The 16,063-nt window shown below is 67.0% G+C and carries 16 protein-coding genes; 7 read left to right on the forward strand and 9 right to left on the reverse strand.

Annotated elements, in window-relative coordinates:
• The first annotated feature begins 9 nt into the window (after positions 1-9).
• Positions 10-1,404: a flavin monoamine oxidase family protein gene (locus tag SLQ33_RS29480; protein WP_413467730.1), complete on the forward strand. Its 1,395-nt coding sequence runs from the start codon at positions 10-12 to the stop codon at positions 1,402-1,404.
• Here SLQ33_RS29480 and SLQ33_RS29485 read toward each other — a convergent pair.
• Positions 1,394-2,341 (reverse strand): alpha/beta hydrolase, encoded by a 948-nt coding sequence (locus SLQ33_RS29485; protein ID WP_319457461.1) that lies wholly within the window; start codon positions 2,339-2,341, stop codon positions 1,394-1,396. The two genes, SLQ33_RS29480 and SLQ33_RS29485, sit on opposite strands and share 11 nt — an antisense overlap.
• Positions 2,342-2,444: 103 nt before the next feature.
• Here SLQ33_RS29485 and SLQ33_RS29490 point away from each other — a divergent pair, with 103 nt between their 5' ends.
• Complete coding sequence (locus tag SLQ33_RS29490) at positions 2,445-3,416, forward strand: NADPH:quinone oxidoreductase family protein (protein ID WP_319457462.1); 972 nt, start codon at positions 2,445-2,447, stop codon at positions 3,414-3,416.
• Positions 3,417-3,429: 13 nt separating this feature from the next.
• On the opposite strand, the gene SLQ33_RS29495 is transcribed toward SLQ33_RS29490, so the two are convergent.
• The 3 genes from SLQ33_RS29495 to SLQ33_RS29505 form a co-directional block, all read right to left on the reverse strand.
• Positions 3,430-3,849, reverse strand: a complete 420-nt coding sequence (locus SLQ33_RS29495; RefSeq protein WP_319457463.1) for a hypothetical protein — start codon at positions 3,847-3,849, stop codon at positions 3,430-3,432.
• Positions 3,850-3,961: 112 nt separating this feature from the next.
• Positions 3,962-5,536 (reverse strand): CocE/NonD family hydrolase, encoded by a 1,575-nt coding sequence (locus SLQ33_RS29500; protein ID WP_319457464.1) that lies wholly within the window; start codon positions 5,534-5,536, stop codon positions 3,962-3,964.
• Between the two features lie 11 nt (positions 5,537-5,547).
• The gene (locus tag SLQ33_RS29505; protein WP_319457541.1) at positions 5,548-6,363 is read right to left on the reverse strand and encodes a glycoside hydrolase family 16 protein; all 816 of its coding nucleotides are present in this window, start codon (positions 6,361-6,363) and stop codon (positions 5,548-5,550) included.
• A gap of 147 nt (positions 6,364-6,510) precedes the next feature.
• Between SLQ33_RS29505 and SLQ33_RS29510 the strand changes: the two genes are divergently transcribed.
• From SLQ33_RS29510 to SLQ33_RS29525, 4 genes are all read left to right on the forward strand, one after another.
• Positions 6,511-8,001 carry an FAD-binding oxidoreductase gene (locus SLQ33_RS29510; protein ID WP_319457465.1) on the forward strand — a complete coding sequence of 497 codons (1,491 nt, stop codon included), beginning with the start codon at positions 6,511-6,513 and terminating at the stop codon, positions 7,999-8,001.
• A gap of 107 nt (positions 8,002-8,108) precedes the next feature.
• A complete protein-coding gene (locus SLQ33_RS29515; protein WP_319457466.1) occupies positions 8,109-8,306 on the forward strand; it encodes a hypothetical protein in 198 nt (65 codons plus the stop codon).
• A gap of 77 nt (positions 8,307-8,383) precedes the next feature.
• Entirely contained in the window at positions 8,384-9,595 is a 1,212-nt protein-coding gene (locus SLQ33_RS29520) for a sensor histidine kinase (protein WP_319457467.1), read from the forward strand.
• Positions 9,592-10,254, forward strand: coding sequence for a response regulator transcription factor (locus SLQ33_RS29525; protein WP_319457468.1), 663 nt, complete (start codon positions 9,592-9,594; stop codon positions 10,252-10,254). The genes SLQ33_RS29520 and SLQ33_RS29525 overlap by 4 nt, the downstream gene beginning before the upstream one ends.
• Before the next feature lie 4 nt (positions 10,255-10,258).
• Here SLQ33_RS29525 and SLQ33_RS29530 read toward each other — a convergent pair whose 3' ends face one another.
• Positions 10,259-11,344, reverse strand: coding sequence for an aldo/keto reductase (locus SLQ33_RS29530; protein WP_319457469.1), 1,086 nt, complete (start codon positions 11,342-11,344; stop codon positions 10,259-10,261).
• 90 nt (positions 11,345-11,434) lie between these two features.
• Between SLQ33_RS29530 and SLQ33_RS29535 the strand changes: the two genes are divergently transcribed.
• Positions 11,435-11,842, forward strand: coding sequence for a MarR family winged helix-turn-helix transcriptional regulator (locus tag SLQ33_RS29535; protein ID WP_319457470.1), 408 nt, complete (start codon positions 11,435-11,437; stop codon positions 11,840-11,842).
• Between the two features lie 3 nt (positions 11,843-11,845).
• Here SLQ33_RS29535 and SLQ33_RS29540 read toward each other — a convergent pair whose 3' ends face one another.
• The 4 genes from SLQ33_RS29540 to SLQ33_RS29555 are packed head-to-tail and all read right to left on the reverse strand — an operon-like array spanning position 11,846 to position 15,992.
• Positions 11,846-12,460, reverse strand: coding sequence for a TetR/AcrR family transcriptional regulator (locus SLQ33_RS29540; RefSeq protein WP_319457471.1), 615 nt, complete (start codon positions 12,458-12,460; stop codon positions 11,846-11,848).
• Between the two features lie 51 nt (positions 12,461-12,511).
• Positions 12,512-13,066 (reverse strand): hypothetical protein, encoded by a 555-nt coding sequence (locus SLQ33_RS29545; RefSeq protein ID WP_319457472.1) that lies wholly within the window; start codon positions 13,064-13,066, stop codon positions 12,512-12,514.
• An 8-nt stretch (positions 13,067-13,074) separates the two neighbouring features.
• Positions 13,075-14,559 (reverse strand): acyl-CoA reductase, encoded by a 1,485-nt coding sequence (locus SLQ33_RS29550; protein ID WP_319457473.1) that lies wholly within the window; start codon positions 14,557-14,559, stop codon positions 13,075-13,077.
• The gene (locus tag SLQ33_RS29555) at positions 14,556-15,992 is read right to left on the reverse strand and encodes a hypothetical protein (protein ID WP_319457474.1); all 1,437 of its coding nucleotides are present in this window, start codon (positions 15,990-15,992) and stop codon (positions 14,556-14,558) included. Before SLQ33_RS29555 ends, SLQ33_RS29550 begins: the two co-directional genes overlap by 4 nt.
• Positions 15,993-16,063 lie beyond the last annotated feature (71 nt).

Consider the following 16,063-nt stretch of genomic DNA (forward strand, 5'->3'; position numbering starts at 1 on the left):
GATTTCGGCGTGGAAACCGGCGGTAGGCGCACGTGCACACGCCGAAATCGCCAGACTGGGGGCATGGCTGATGTCGTTGTCGTGGGAGCGGGGTACGCCGGGCTCACCGCCGCGCGTGAACTGGTCAAGCTTGGGTACGACGTCGTCGTGCTGGAGGGCCGCGACCGGGTTGGCGGACGTTCGTACACGACGACCATCGCCGACGTCCCGGTCGACCTCGGCGGCACGTTCGTCGGGCCGACGCAGGTGGAGGTGCTCAAACTGGCCGCCGAACTCGGCTGTTCCACTGTCCCCACCCACAACTCGGGCAACAACCTGATCCACTGGCGAGGCCGGGTCCGGTCGTACCGCAGCACGATTCCGCGGCTCTCGATCCTCGAGTTGCTCGACGTTTCGCGCATCCAGTGGCGGTTCGAGCGACTCACCCGTCAGGTACCGCTCGCCGAGCCATGGACCTCCTCCATCGCGTACAAGCTGGACGCCCAGACGCTCGAATCGTGGTTGCGGTCGAAGCACGCCGGGGCCGGAACGCGGGACCTGATGGCGATCATGGCGCGGGTGACCTGGGGCTGCGAACCCAACCAGGTATCGATGCTGCACGCCGTGCGCTACGTCAAGGCCGCCGGCGGCATCGGCACCATGCTCGACGTCGACGGTGGTGCCCAGCAGGACCGGTTCCCCGGTGGCACCCAACAGCTGGCCATCCGCATGGCCGACGCGTTGGGCGACCGGGTGACGCTGTCGAGCCCGGTCCGACGCATCGTGCGCGACGCCGACGGCACGCTCGTGCACACCGACTCGGGCGCCATTCGCACGCGGGCCGTCGTCGTCGCCGTCCCGCCGCAGCACCGGGTGGGCATCGCGTTCGAACCCGCACTGCCCGAACAGTTCACCGCGTTGGCGCAGCACTGGCCGCAGGGCAGCCTGAGCAAGGCCTACGCCGCCTACGACACGCCGTTCTGGCGGGCCGACGGCTGTTCGGGCGAGGCGCTGTCGGACGAGGGTCCCGTCTTCATCACGTTCGACGTCAGCCCGAGCGACGACGGTCCCGGCATCCTGCTGGGCTTCACCGATGCGCGCACGTTCGATCCGCTGCCCGCCGACCAACGGCGCGCCAAGGCACTGGACGGCTTCGCCACGCTGTTCGGCGAGGCCGCGCGCAGCCCCATCGACTACGTCGACCACCGTTGGGGGAGCGAAGAATTCGCGCCGGGCGGCCCGACCGCGGCGGTGCCACCGGGCTCCTGGACGGACTACGGTCAGTGGCTGCGCAAGCCCGTCGGCGACGTCTTCTGGGCGGGCACCGAGACCGCCGACGAGTGGACCGGCTTCCTCGACGGCGCCGTGCGGTCCGGTCAGCGGGCGGCCGCCGAGGTGCGCGACTACCTGTCGGTCACGAGCTGAGCCGGGTTTCGCGCGCTGACTCCACCAAGTTGCGCAGGTAGCCGTTGACCTCGTCGGGGCGCTCCAGGATGGCGCAGTGCCCGCCGGTGAGCTCCACGAACGCAGCCAGCTGAGGTGCGTCCGCGGCGATCCGGCGCGACGCCTTGATGGGCAGCAGCCGATCCTCGCGGCTCCCGATGACCAACGTCGGCACGGTCAGGTTCCTCAGCGAGATGTGCTTGGGGCCAAGCGAATCGACCAGCGCCCGCGCCCAACCGCCGCGGCCCGCGGGCGGGGTTGCGGCGAACAGATCGAACACGAAGTCGACGACCGCCGGGTCGGCATCGCGTCCGACGGCGATGGCGGCGACAAACCGGCGGCTGGCTTCTGCAGACCCCGGCACCAGCGGCGCCGCGCCGAACCGCTTGAGCAGCTGGCCCGCAGCGAGCACGCGGCTGCCGACCAGCGGGCGCGGAACGGGTACGAGCTGCACGTTCTTCAGCAGGTCGCCCGTGGTGGTGTTGATGAGCGCGACGGCATCCGCACACTGCCGGACCCGCATGGGGTACCGCTGCGACCACGACGTGATCGCGATGCCACCCATCGAGTGTCCGGCGAGCACTGCGCGCTCGCCCGGCGCGAGCGTCGCCGCGAGCACCGCGTCGAGGTCGGCGGCCAGGAAGTCAAGGCCGTAGTTCCCGCGGCGCTTCGGTACCCCGCTTCGGCCGTGTCCGCGGTGGTCGAAGGCGATGACGCGGTAGTCGGGCGACAGGTCGGCGATCTGGTGTGCCCACACCCGGATCGCGCACGTGATGCCGTGGGCGAGCACGATCGGATAACCGTCCTGCGGCCCGAACACCTCGGTGTGCAGCCGGGTACCGTCCGGCGAGCGGACCTCCACCGTGCGGCCGGGCGGCATGGCGTCGGTGGGGCCATAGTGTCGGGGTCGACGACTCATCGTTTGCTCCGATCGGGTTCGGCAACGCTGCCGGGACAGCGAGTTTACCGGCCTTCGTCGAGCAGGCCCCGCAGCGATGATGCGGGGAGGTTAAATGGTGCGAATGCGCGCCATACAGATCCCTCGGCTAGACGGTCCACAGGCTGCGGAGTTGGTCGAGATCGACGAACCCGCCTTGCCCGACGGTGTCGTGATCGACGTCCATGCCGCCGGGGTCGCCTTCCCGGATGCGTTGCAGACCCGCGGGCTCTATCAGCACAAGGCGGAACTGCCGTACATACCTGGCGCCGAGGTCGCGGGCGTCGTGCGCAGTGCACCCGCCGACGCCCACGTGCGCGCGGGCGACCGCGTCGCGGCGCTGACACTGCTGACCGGCGCGATGGCGGAAGTCGTTGCGCTGCCCGCGGATCGAGTGTTCAAGCTCCCCGACTCGGTGTCGTTCGAGGAGGGCGCAGGCCTACTGTTCAACGACCTCACGGTGCACTGCGCGCTGCGCACCCGCGGGCGGCTAGCGCACGGTGAGACGGTATTGGTGCACGGCGCGGCAGGCGGGGTCGGCACGTCGACGCTGCGGCTCGCGCCCGCGTTCGGGGCGCGGCGCACCATCGCGGTGGTGAGCACCGACGCCAAGGCCGAGGTGGCCAGAGCCGCGGGCGCCACCCACGTGGTGATGGCCGACGGTTTCAGGGATGCGGTCAAGGAGTTGATGGGCGGAAAGGGCGTCGACATCGTCGTCGATCCCGTCGGTGGTGACCGGTTCACCGACTCGCTGCGGTCGCTGGCCCCAGGCGGGCGCCTGCTGGTCGTCGGCTTCACCGGCGGCGAGATCCCGACGGTGAAGGTGAATCGGCTGCTGCTCAACAACGTCGACGCCGTCGGCGTGGGCTGGGGCGCGTGGGCGGGCACCCACCCCGGCTATTTCGCCGAGCAGTGGGCGGAACTGGAGCCGCTGCTCGCGTCGGGCGCCGTCGCCGCACCCGAACCCGTCGTCTACCCGCTGGACCGCGCCGCCGACGCGATCGCATCGCTCGAGGACCGCACCGCCACCGGCAAGGTCGTCGTCAAGATCCGGTAGTGACCGCCGAAATCTACTGGGAACGATTGGCCGCCCACCGGTTCAGCGGGATGCCTGTGAACAACAGCAAGCCCACCGCGAGCCAGCACAGGGTGTGCGGCAGCGGAGCGCCGAGCGCGGTCAACAGCCTGGGCCCGGCGAAGCCGATGGTCAGAAGGGCCGCGATCACCGCGATCATGACCAGGATCAGCGGAAGGTCGACGCGCTGCTCGCCCCACTGGGGGGTCGTCCAACGCCCGGTCCGGACGCGCTGGATCACGTACGGCACGAACAGCAGTGCGAAGAACCCCAGGATGAGCAAGGTGTGGGCGAGGGTCGACGTCACGTCGTAGCTGAGCCCGTAGAGGGTGAATGCGACGGTGAGCCCGAGGTAGCTCAACCAGGCGTTCGGCTGACGGGCGGACTGGTTGGACTCTTGAGGTGCGGTGTTCATTGATTTCTCCTTCGTTGACCGGCCGAAGCCGCGCAGCCCAAATCGGGCCCGCAGGAGTAGGAGCACCGCCGGAGGCACGAGGAGACACTTTTTGGAGAGCGTTCTTCCGGACCTACGACGGGACGGGCAGCACCAGCCGTGACCCTGCGCAGCCGAGGGTGTGGGTGGACCGGACGAACTCAGTCGCCGTCGCAAGGGGCTCGACCGTACCGAGGTTGCGTGCGTACCGGGGAAACGATCCACCCGCGATCAGCAGCCGGATCCGGTGGCCCGCCCGGAACCGGTGCGCGATTGGGTCGAGCTCGATCCGCAGCGGCGTCGGCGCGCCAGTTCCGATGCGCACGTAGCCATCGGTGACGTTGTGCGAGCGGCCGCTCGGGTCGACGTCGCTGATCCGCACGGACACGTCGGCCGACGGCGTGTCGGTGCGGTGTGCGAGCTCGACGTACGGCACCCCGATGACTTCGAGGTCGGCGGCGAGCGCGGCTCCGGTGAAGGCCAGCACGTCGCTGCGTTGGGCGAGCGCGCCGTCGTCGCGGTAGCCGGCCGCGGCAACCGACAGCAGCCGTCCGCCGATGGTCGGCGTCGGATCGGCCGGGTCGTAGACGAAGTGCGCCGGCGAGGCATCCGAGGCCGGCGCGTCGGTCAGCACGCCGTCCGGGTGTGGGTAGCACACCACGTCGGTCGAGGGAGGCGGCCAGTCGGCCAGGTCGCGCCAGCCGCCGTCGCCGGTGACGCAGATTCGGACGGGCTCCGTTCGACGACGCCCGGCCAGCCAGTCGAGCGACTCACGGATCGCTACGCCGCCGCCTTCGCCATGCGTCCAGGGCCCGATGACGAGCTCGACGTCGGCGCCTTGCTCCCGCAGCGCGTGGAACTGCCGGATCGTCTGGTCGAAGAACAGGTCCTGCCAGCCGCCGATGAGTAGCACCGGCCTGGCCGCCGCGATGGGGACTCCCCGACCGCGCCAGTACTCCCCGGCGGGGTCCGCGTTGTCCAACCAGGATTCGTAGAACGGTGCGCCACCACCCATGACCGCGTCTGCGGCCGCGGCTAGGGGCAGGGTGTCGAGGACCGGCCGCAATCGGCGGGGAGTCAATGCACCGCGGATGAGCTGGCGAGTCGCTCCCCCGCGTTCGTGCCAGGCCATCTGGTAGCCCCACGTCAGGTAGTCCAGGAGGGCAAAAGATCCGGTGCCCCATGCGGCGTGGCCGATGTCGTGCGGGCCCATCGTGACGACGGCCGTGGTGAGCTCGGGCGGCGGATCCGACAGCAGCGCCCACTGGGTGAATCCAAGGTAGGAGCCCCCAACGGTTGCGAACGTGCCGGTGAACCAGGTTTGGCGACGCAGCCACGCGGCGGTGTCAACGCCGTCGTCCACCTCGCCATGACCCGGCTCGAACGTCCCGCCGGACCCGAAACTGCCACGCGTGCTTTGCAATACGACGTGATATCCGCGCGCGGCGTAGGTGCCGACGGTGACCTTCGTCAGCAGCGCGTCCCGCACGTAGGGACCGCGCAGCAACAGCGTGCCCGCGGGCTCGTCCGTCACCGGCGCGTAGTGGTCGGCCAGCAGCTCAACGCCGTCGCGCATCGGCACGCGCACGCCGCGCGTGACCCGGTAGCGCGTCGTGGGCGGACCCAGCCCCCACCGCCGCGACACGGCTCGTCCAGCGAGCCGGGTCACGGCGTCTGAACTCAAAAGACGCGGACCCAATCGACGAGCATGTCGGCGGGGTACGTGCCCCCGGCGGGGTCACCGCCGCCGGAACCGGCGACTGCCACGTTGAGCACCGGGAACACCCGGTAGTCGGGAAGGTTGAACGGCCAATCCTCGAGCGAGTTCGCGGGAACCTCGAAGTACGGCGGCATGCCGTCGACGTAGTCCTGCCAGAAGAACAGGCCGGAGTCGTTCCACGTGCATCGGTACGTGTGCCAGCCGCCGTCCACCGGGCCGGGTTGGGTGGCGAACGAGGTGCCATCGGACCGGGCGTGGACGGTGGTACCCGAAGGCCAGTTTCCGTTGCCGTACCACTCGAGCATGTCGATCTCGCCACCGGCGACGGGGTGATCGTTGGACAACCACCAGGCGGGCCAACAACCGGCCGTCAGGCAGTTGAGTTTGATGCGTGCTTCCCAGGTCGTGTTGATGCCGCCCCACCAGTTGCCGGTGATCTTGCCGCTGACGTACTTGTTCTGCGGCGACCTCGTCGCGCGGATGACGAGGTTGGAATTGCCGTCGAGGAACACGTGCTGACGGTCGTCGCGGTACTGGCCCATGTTCTCGGGCCGGTCCCAGAACACGGGGTTCCTGATGGTTTCGCGGGCCTTCATCACCGTCCACTTCGAGGGATCCGGGGCTGAGCCTGCCGGGCCGTCGAACTCGTCGTGGAAGAGGTATGTCGGCACTCCTGCCTTCGGCGGTGGCACCGGCTCGGCCGCGGCCTTGGGAATCGGGAGCGCTGCGGCCAGCGCACCGAACCCGGTCATCATCATGATCTTGCGACGGTTCATCTCAGGCACGGGTAAACAATAGGGTGACGACATCCGATCGTGCATGAGGACGGCGACAGCCGCGCCGAACCGTGCTGGTCACTACTGGTTGGCCTCCCGTTCACGATTGCCCTCGAGGCCGTCAGTGACCGCCACTACGATCCGACCATGACGCGGGAGCTTTCACGTCAAGCGTTTCTGCGTGACGCACTCGGTGCGGCGACCGCTGGCGCGCTGTCGGTTGCGTGCCGCTCTACCGCAACTCAAAGGACCGACGTGCCGTCCGAGACCCTGGGGCCGACGACGTCGCATGCGCCTGCCCGCCCGCCGGACTGGGCCGCCCTCGGCGTCGACGGCCGCGTCACGCTGCCGTCGAACCCCGAGTTCGCCGCGGCCAAGGACGTCTTCAACACGCGGTTCGACGACTCGACGCCTGCGGCGGTGGTCGCCGCGACGACGATCGACGACGTACGGAAGGCCGTCGCGTTCGCGGCCGAGCACGGCATCCCCATCGCGGCGCGCAGCGGCGGTCACTCCTACATCGGCGCGTCGGCCGCGAACGGCGCCATGGTGATCGACCTGCGGCAGCTGCCGGGCCGCGTCGACTACGACGAGAGTCGCGGGCTCGCCACGGTTCCCGCTGCAGCACAACTGGATTCGGTGCAGACGGCGCTCGCCCCGTACGGGCGGTCGATCCCCACCGGCAGCTGCCCGTCCGCCGGTGCCGCCGGTCTCACGCTGGGCGGCGGGTTGGGGGCTGCGGCCCGACGGTGGGGACTGACGTGCGATGCGTTGGTCGCGGCATCCGTCGTGCTGCCCAGTGGCGAAGCGGTCACGGCCGCACCCGACGACCACGACGACCTGTTCTGGGCGCTGCGTGGTGGCGGAGGCGGAAACATCGGCGTGGTCACGTCTTTGACGTTCCAGACGTTTCCGGTGACCGAAAGGGACGTCGTGACCCTCACCTTCGGCGAAGGCGCGACGGCGCAGGCCCTCGCCGGCTGGGCCGAGTGGCTGCGCGACGCGGATCGCGCGATTTGGGGCATGGTCAACATCACGGTGGGCGCGGGATCGGGCGGAGCCACCATCGTGTTGGCGACCGACCCGGGCGACGGGCGAAGCCGCGCAGCAGAACTCAGTGCCGCGATCGGCGTGCAGCCGGTCGACACGGCGCTGCGCACGTTGGGCCATCTGGACTTCGTGCGCTACTTCGAAGGAGGCGCCGACGCGACGCGCCCACGCGCTTTCGTGGCGGGTTCCGACGTCATCGGCGAGCTGACACCCGCGGCGGCCCAGGCGATCGTCGCGGCGACGTCGGCGTGGCCCCAGGGTGCGGGAGCGGCGACCGCAGTGGTCGAGTCGCTGTCCGGGGCGGTCGGCGACGTCGGTACGGGCGACACCGCGTTTCCATGGCGGCGTCAAGCGGCCTGCGTGCAGTGGTACGCCGAACCACCGTCGCAGGCCGCGATCGACTCCGCCGAGACATGGCTGGCAAGCGCACACCAAGCGGTGCAAGCGCATTCGGTGGGCGGCTACGTCAACTACGTCGAACCCGACACCCCGGCGGCCCGCTACTTCGGCGACAATCTCGGCCGGCTGGCCGACGTCCGGCGCAAGTACGACCCGGACGGCGTCATGTACTCCGGGCTGCGCTACTGACGGTCGCTCATCAGCCGAGGGTGGTACGGATGTCCTACTACGGTCGCACCCGGGAGTTCAGCCCGCAGCACGATGTGGATCGGGTGGCGAATTCGTAGCGTCGAGGCATGACATCAGGAGTGCTCCGAATCCACGGTTCGGTCGCGCGGCCGTTCGCCGACCTCGCGGCGCGAGCCGTTAAGGCGCTGCGTGCGACGTTCCAAACGTCGACGGATCGAACGCCAACGCCACCAAAGCCGCACCCGGCCCACCGGGAGGCCTTCATCGAGAACGCCGCCCTGAAACGAGAAATGTTCAGGCTGTAGACGTACTACCGCAGTAGGACACCGAGTCCTGCCCCGGACTGATGTGGGACCGCACCGGCCAGCCGTACCATGACACGATGCTGGATGCGGCCACGCGCGGCCTGCAGAACTGGGCGCGCCACAAGGAGCAGATCATCCCCTTCGGCTTCAGCTGGATATTCATCGTGAGCGTGGACGCGACAATGGTGGCCATCGGCGCGGTCGCCACCGCTCAGCGCCCCCTCGCGGAATGGCCAATGTGCCTGGCCGCGATGGCCGTGGCGTTCACGCCGTGGCTGCTGTTCTTCATCTTCGACATCTCCACCATGGAAGGCTTCGCGATCGGAACGGCGTGGACGGCTGGGACGGCGATCCTGCTGTTCGCCACGTCGACGCCCATTCCCGGCGACTTCGCACCGCTGCTGCTCAGCCTGACGGTCGGCGTCGTCACTGCCCTCACGTCGTTGCGCGGCGGCGCCATTGCGGCCGCCGCTGCCACTGCGATACTCGTGGTCGCGGCCGTACAGCATCGCCTGGACACCCCGCTTCTGTACTTCGCCTTCATCGGCATGGGTGTGCTCATCGGCCAACTCATGCGCTTTCAGCAGGAACTACTGACGAAACAGCACCAGGCGCAGGCCCAACTGGCGGCGCACGCCGTCGCCGACGAACGCCGCCGCATCGCGCGAGAGGTGCACGACGTCATCGCACACACCTTGAGCATCACGCTGCTGCACCTCACCGCGGCCCGCCACGCGCTGCAGGACGACGGCCAGGACGAGCTCGCCGTCGTCGCCCTGCAACAGGCGGAAAGTTCTGGCAGACAAGCGATGACCGACATCCGCCACACCGTTGGCCTGCTCGACGACGACTCCGGTTCGCGCGCGCCCGAGCCGTGCATCTCGGACATCCCCACCCTCACAGCAGAATTCGTCCGCGCGGGGTTGAACGTCACGTTCCAAACCAGTGGAGACGTCAGTCGGGTCTCGGCGGCCGCCGGGCTCGCGATGTACCGCGTCGCGCAGGAGTCGCTGGCCAACATCGCCAAGCACGCGCCGAGCTCACCGACGACCATCGGCCTCGTCGTCACGGCCACTCGCGCCGAGTTGTACGTCGTCAATCACCTGTCATCGACTCACGAGGCGACCGCATCGACACCCGGCCGCGGGATACGCGGTATGCGCCAACGCATCGAGTTGTTGGGCGGCACCATCGATGTCGGACCCAGTCCCGAAGGTTGGTCGGTGCGCGCCACCGTCCCGGTCGAACGCCCCGAAACCCGCTGGCCGATGCCGGCGTGTGCATCGTGAACGACGAACAGCCCACGGTCTCGGCGCTCATCGTCGACGATCAGGAACTCGTGCGGTCGGGCCTGTCGATGATCCTGCGCGAGAAGTACGGGATCGTGGTCGTCGCAGAATGCTCCGACGGCGATGAGGTGCCTGCCGCCGTCGAACGACACCACCCCGACGTCGTCGTCATGGATCTACGCATGAAGCGTGTCGGCGGAATCGAGGCGACCAAGCTCCTGACCGATGCAGGCGGCCCACCGGTCTTGGCGCTCACCACGTTTCACGACGACGAACTGCTCTCCGGTGTGCTGCGGGCCGGCGCCGCCGGCTTCGTGCTGAAGGACTCGCCCGCCGAGGAACTGATTCGGGCCGTCCGGGCCGTCGGCAGCGGAAGCAGCTATCTCGACCCCGCGGTGACGGCTCGCGTCCTGACGACCTACCGCAGCACGACCTCGCCGGCCGCGTGCGTGATCGACGTCGACGAACTCACCCCGCGCGAGCAGGACGTGCTGACGCTGATTGCCAAGGGCCGCAGCAACTCCGAGATCGCCGACGAACTCGTCATCTCGGGCCTCACCGTCAAGACACACATCGGCCGCATCTTCACCAAGCTCGGGCTGCGCGACCGCGCCGCAGCCATCGTCTACGCCTACGAACACCACATCGTCGTGCCCTGACACGTCAGTAGGGCTGATCGCCCTTGGGCATCACGAAATCGGAGACTGGTGCGGTGACACCGTTGACCGTGGTTCCGCCGTTGGTGATGCCGGGGGCCATCGGCAGCATGCTCTGCGGAAATCCGAACGTCGGCTCGGTGATCGCGTTGAGCCGGGCGATCTCCTCGGCGGTGAGGTTCACGTCGAGGGCGCGGATGTTGTCCTCGAACTGTGAGAGTTTGCGCGCCCCAATGATGATCGACGTCACGCCTGGCTGCCCGTGGAGCCAAGCCAGCGCCACGCTGGCGACATTGGTCTCGTGCGCCTTGGCGATGATCTCGAGTTCGTCGACGACCTCGTAGGTCTTCTCGTTGAGGAACCCGTCCACCAACGCGGCACGATCGGACGTGTTCTGGCCAGCGTTGCTTCGCGTGTACTTGCCGCTGAGTGCGCCTCCAGAGAGCGGTGACCACGGCGTGATCCCGAGGCCGAATTCGCGGGCCATGGGAACCAGGTCTTGTTCGACGGTGCGTTGCAGTAGCGAGTACTCGATCTGCAGGCCGATGAACGACGACCAGCCGCGGAAACGCGCGATGAGGTTTGCTTCGGCGATCTTCCACGCCGGGGTGTCCGAGACCCCGAGGTAGCGCACCTTTCCGGCCTGAACGAGGTCGTCGAGTGCGGCCATCGTCTCGTCGATCGGAGTGTTGGCGTCCCACAAGTGCAGCCAGTACAGGTCGATGTAGTCGGTTTGAAGGCGCCGCAGCGAGTTCTCGCACGCGTTGATCAGTGATTTGCGGCCCGAGCCACCGCCGTTGGGATCGCCCGGATACAGGTTGCCGCTGAACTTGGTGGCGATCACCAGGCGATCGCGGCGGGCGGGATGGCGTCCGACGTGGTCGCCGATGATCTTCTCGGAGTGGCTCTTGGTGTAGAAGTTGGCGGTGTCGATGAAGTTGCCGCCGAGGTCGACGAACCGGTCGATGAGCTGTTGCGATTCCTCGACACTGGACCCCCAGCCGAGGTCTTCGCCGAACGTCATCGCCCCTAGGCACAGCGGGCTCACGCGCAGTCCGGATCGTCCGAGTGTCACGTAGTGATCCAAGGCCATTGGTGGTCTCCTTCTGGTAAATTGTTCACTCACCTGTTTGTTTACTTCTGAACTAGTTTAGATCTGAACTACCGAAGGTGCAAGGGTCACATGTCAACCGACGATGCGGCGAAGATCTGGTCGCTGAACTATCGCGTGCTGGTGTCGGTGGTCTCCTCCGTCGAGGCCGACATCACCGCGTTGGGACTCGACTCCAAGGATCTGTTCCTGCTCGCCGAGATCGACGAGCATCCCTACCCTGCCGAACTGGCAGCGACGATGAGCATGCCCAAGGCAACGGTGACGCTCTACCTCAAACGCCTTGAGGCCGCCGGCTACGTGAGCCGCGAGATCGACCCCGCCGATCTGCGACGCCATCGCCTCCAGCTCACCCCGGCCGGGCGTCGAACGGCCAAAGCCGGCCTCGCGCTGTTAGCGGGCGCGTTCGGAGCGCGCCTGGAACGCCTCACCAAGGCACAGCAACGGGAATTCAAGAACCTGCTCGAACGGATTCTCTGACTGCTACCGAACGCGGCGCCGCGCTGACTTTGGTGGCGGCGGTTCTGCGGCCAGCAATTCGACGAGTGCCGCGGCCGAGTCGCGCAGGCCGGTTTCCAGGCTGTACGTCGTGTCGATCGTCCAATTCACGATGCCCACCACCAACCCGCCCACCAAGAGGTCGGCGAGGATCTGGGGATCGTGCTTCGAGCTGATCTCCCCCTTGGCGACGCCGTCCTTGACGAGTTCGAGAAACGCGTCGTGTAGGCCGAAGCCACGCTGGGTGCCCGAGCCGACGGTCGTCACCAGCATCGCGCCGATCATCGCGCGGTAAGTGTCCCCAGCCTCAACGAGCGCCGCAGCGATGTCACCGAAGACTCCAGTGAGCCGACTGGGGACCGGCTCGGCCGAGCGGTCCAACACCACCTCGCGCAGATTGAGCAGGCGCTTCTCGGCGAGGGCTTGGATCATTTCCTGCCGCGTGGCGAAGTGGTTGAAGAAGGTTCGGTTGGCAACGTCGGCCCGCTCGCAGATGTCCTCGATCTTGGTGGCGTCGATACCCTGGGAGAGGAACAGCTCGAACGCGGCCTGCAGTATCCGGTCTCGGATCTCTTGCTTGCGCCGGTCGGTGCGGTTCACGGTCACCACCCTATCCGAATGCATCTTTGCATCGAACTGCAGCGGCGGCCGTCAGCCGACCGGAGTCAGGTCGGAATCGAGCGGTTGGTACCCACTGCGATACAGACTTTCGGTGTGTCCGACCTCCTGGTCGGCGAGCCCAGCTGCGGCCATGGCGTGACCCTTGAAGACCCGGGCCGCCGCGCTCAGCCGGTATCGCATCGATTCGACGTGTCCGCCAACGTTGGTTGGCCGGCTGACTCCCCAGAGTGCGACTTCGGTGAGCCCCGATCGCACCGCTTCGAGTACTTCCTCCCGAACGCGGTCGTCGATCGCAAGCAGGTCCGCAGCAACTGCGAGTGCGGCCGCGCGGTCCGATCCGCGAAGAAACGACGTCAACCCGGCGTGCAGGTCGACGGTCGTGGCACCCAGGATCCGTAGCGATCGCGCGTCGTTTCGGTTGGGCAAGAGCACATTGACTTCCCAGCCCGCCATGCATCTGTCGAACAACCACCCGCCGGCCGCCTGTACGACGTCGGCCCCGCTGGAGGCGATGACATTCAACTCGTACCGGAAGATCCTGCCCGTGGCGGCGTGCGCCCGAACCTTCGGACTTAGTGCAGGCACGAGTTCGGCTAGACCTGCGCCAGATCGGCGTCGGGGGCCGCGCCCAGTCGCCACAGCGGAACTACCACGGCAGGGTCACACTCTTCGTCCACGATCCACTTGCACATCCGGCGGATCGGTTCGATGGCGTCCTGCGGCATCGCGATCGCGACGTTGCACGCGTAGCCGAGGGTGGTCAGCCGTTGGGCACCGAACAGCGGAAGCTGGTCGCGGAGTTGGCGTTTGAGGCTCTCGGGGAAGATGCCGATGGTCTGGGTGTAGGCATTGACCGCGGCAGTCACCTTGTCGAGGGAATCGACGGGCACGATGTTGGCGACGCGACCGGACAACATCGCCGAATAGTCGACGGGGGAATCGAACTGGGACACGATGATCGCGCCCTCGCGGTGCTCGCCGCCGATGACGCGATACCAGTCTTCGGTCATGCGTGACGCCTCGAGGTGCTCGAACATCTCACGGCTCGGATGCAGCGGAGGGGTGCTGATGAACTCCGGCAGCCCGATCAACGCGTCGTAGATCATCTCGCCAAGACGGTTGGCGTTGGCGATGCCTGCGGCATCGGTGCCGCTCATCACGTAGATCACCCGGGCGTTGGCGCAACCCTCTTGATTGGCGACTCCGATGTCGACTGCGGCCCGACCCGCGACGTCGCGCATGGTGGCCTCGTCCTGGAACGCCTCCGCCCCGATGATGGTCGCGCTGCGCTTGGGGTCGAGGGCGATCAGCTCCAGACCCGGCTGGATGTAGCGGGTGACGTGCTTGACCGAGGCCAGACCTCCCCACGCGACGATCTTCTCGACGTGCTGCGGCTGGTACAGCTCCTCTTCGACGCTGAGGTCGCCGCCCTTCCAGTAGCCGACCACGAGGTGCTTGGTGATGGGGTGATCCGGCGCGACGTCGGCAAGGGTTCTTGCGATGGCGATCGCGGTCAACGGGTCGTTCGAGGGTGCCTTGATGATGGTGTCGCAGCGGGCGATGACCGACCGCAGAATGGTGACCGCCGAGACGAGTCCGCCGTTACCCGCGGGAATGTGCAGCACCCGTGAACCGAAGGCCCGCACCCGGAGTTCGCGGCCGTCGGCAAGGTGCTGCGGAACCCACCCGTTCAGATAGTCGAGACCGACCTGACTGTCGGCGACCTCGAGCACGTTGGCCCGCGCAAACAGCGGCTGCAGAATCTGGTAGCTGTTCTTCAGCATCGCCGCCGGCAATGGATTCGCAAGCAGCGCAGCTTCATACGCCTCCTGCAGGTGGGTGTTCTTCTCGAACACCAGCGCGTCGCCCACCGCCTGCAGGACGTCGAGGATCTCGTCGAAGCTGAGGTCGTACAGGTCCGACATCTGCATGGGGTTCGCCAGCGGCAGGCGTTCGACGTACTTGCTCATGTCGGGGGCCTGGAATTCCGAACCGCCCGAACGGGTCCCGAACGAGACCAGATCATCGGTGATGACCTCGCCGCGAAGGAATAGCGGAACGGTGAAGGCGCCGCTCACGACTCGAACTCCTTCATGAAGTTGACGGCCTCGTTGTGGACTTCGTGGGTCGCGGCGCATGTGATGCGATCGTCCTCGACCCCCTTCTTCTCGCTGTAGCGGATGATGTCGTGCTCGAACGCGACGCTGGTCTGGCCACACGGGCACTGCAGATCCCAGTCGATGGTCACCTCGTCGCCGGAGATGACCCCGCCCCAGTGGGCCTTGAGCAGCACGTCGTAGACGGCGGCACGACCGGTCTGTACGCCCTTGCGCGGCAACGGTTCACTCGTCTCCGGATCCAGGATGAACGGGATGACCCAAGGCTGCACGTGATACCGCCCCTCGCTGCAGGCGAAGTGGAAGGCGCTCTGTTCGGAGAAGCCGTAGCCCTCCTGAATGCGCTCGACGCCGAGGAACTCGCGGATGACGTCCATGTACCCGTCGGGCAGGACGAATCCCTTCGAGCCGCCACCGGTCAATATCACCGAGTCCTCGGCGAACACACCCTTGATGCCGCGCTCCAAGCCGGCCTTGGCGACGTCGTACATCAGGTTGTAGGTGCCGATCATGAAGATTCGCTTGCCGCGCAGCTTTTCGGACATCTCGGTGAAGAACGCGTCGAGCTCCTGGGGCTGACGCATTTGCATGGCGATGAACTCGTCCTTGCGCGCCGCCAGCGCTGGGTCGATGACGAGCCGATCGAGTTCGCCGCGGGACGCGGCCGCACGCATCTTGGACGCCAAGAACATCAGATCGGTGTCGATCGCGTCGGAGTACAGCGAGTGGAACTTGGTTTCGTCGCCGCCCGTGAACCCACCCTTGAGCATGTTCGCGATGCGCAGGTGGCCGAGCTTGCCGCTGGCGTAGTTTGGCCAGATCACGTCCACCACCGGCTTGAGTTGCGCTGGAGTGGGTTCGATGCCGAACGTCTGGAACAGACAGATCTTCCAGAGCACCATGCCCTCGCGCGCCCCGTGCTTGTCCTTGGGAAGGATCGACAGGGTGCCGGTCGTGCCGCTGGACGTGATCACTTCGAGCGGCGTGTGTTCGTCGAGCCGGTCGATCCACTCGTCGATGCTGTTGCACCCCTTCGCATCGAACTGGGACAGGTCATGGCTGGTGAGTTTGTCGAGCCACTTCGTCATCAAGTCGAAGCGCTTGTTGTCGATCAGCGCCGCTGGGTAGGACTTGAACGCCGTATGCGAGAAGAACAGCGGAACAACGTCATTGAATTCGTTCACTTCCGTGATGCCGAGCCGGTCGGCGAGCTTGCGCAGCATTTCGATGCTGTCGCGGTGCTGCTGGAACCGGATGCTCATGGCCTTTCGCTGGAAGTCTTCCAACTCGGCGCGAGGGATGCCGTGCATCTGGGTCAGTGACTGTCCGAAGAACCCGATGGGGTCGTCCATGAAGTCGGTAACCGGTTGTGCTGACTGCTCCGTCAGGCTCATCTGCTCTCCAGTCCGTGGGGCCACTACCCCTAGACGGTACGACTAAATGCAGACAAACGCAATAGTGCAGT

Origin of the sequence: Mycobacterium sp. RTGN6, from assembly GCF_033804605.1 — a bacterium.
Taxonomy (GTDB): Bacteria; Actinomycetota; Actinomycetes; order Mycobacteriales; family Mycobacteriaceae; genus Mycobacterium.

Excerpts from the sequence above, each read along its gene's own strand:
- SLQ33_RS29485 (WP_319457461.1), bottom strand. The coding sequence starts at position 2,341 with ATGAGTCGTCGACCCCGACACTATGGCCCCACCGACGCCATGCCGCCC.
- SLQ33_RS29490 (WP_319457462.1), top strand. The coding sequence starts at position 2,445 with ATGCGCGCCATACAGATCCCTCGGCTAGACGGTCCACAGGCTGCGGAG.
- SLQ33_RS29495 (WP_319457463.1), bottom strand. The coding sequence starts at position 3,849 with ATGAACACCGCACCTCAAGAGTCCAACCAGTCCGCCCGTCAGCCGAAC.
- SLQ33_RS29505 (WP_319457541.1), bottom strand. The coding sequence starts at position 6,363 with ATGAACCGTCGCAAGATCATGATGATGACCGGGTTCGGTGCGCTGGCC.
- SLQ33_RS29510 (WP_319457465.1), top strand. The coding sequence starts at position 6,511 with ATGACGCGGGAGCTTTCACGTCAAGCGTTTCTGCGTGACGCACTCGGT.
- SLQ33_RS29515 (WP_319457466.1), top strand. The coding sequence starts at position 8,109 with ATGACATCAGGAGTGCTCCGAATCCACGGTTCGGTCGCGCGGCCGTTC.
- SLQ33_RS29520 (WP_319457467.1), top strand. The coding sequence starts at position 8,384 with ATGCTGGATGCGGCCACGCGCGGCCTGCAGAACTGGGCGCGCCACAAG.
- SLQ33_RS29530 (WP_319457469.1), bottom strand. The coding sequence starts at position 11,344 with ATGGCCTTGGATCACTACGTGACACTCGGACGATCCGGACTGCGCGTG.
- SLQ33_RS29535 (WP_319457470.1), top strand. The coding sequence starts at position 11,435 with ATGTCAACCGACGATGCGGCGAAGATCTGGTCGCTGAACTATCGCGTG.
- SLQ33_RS29555 (WP_319457474.1), bottom strand. The coding sequence starts at position 15,992 with ATGAGCCTGACGGAGCAGTCAGCACAACCGGTTACCGACTTCATGGAC.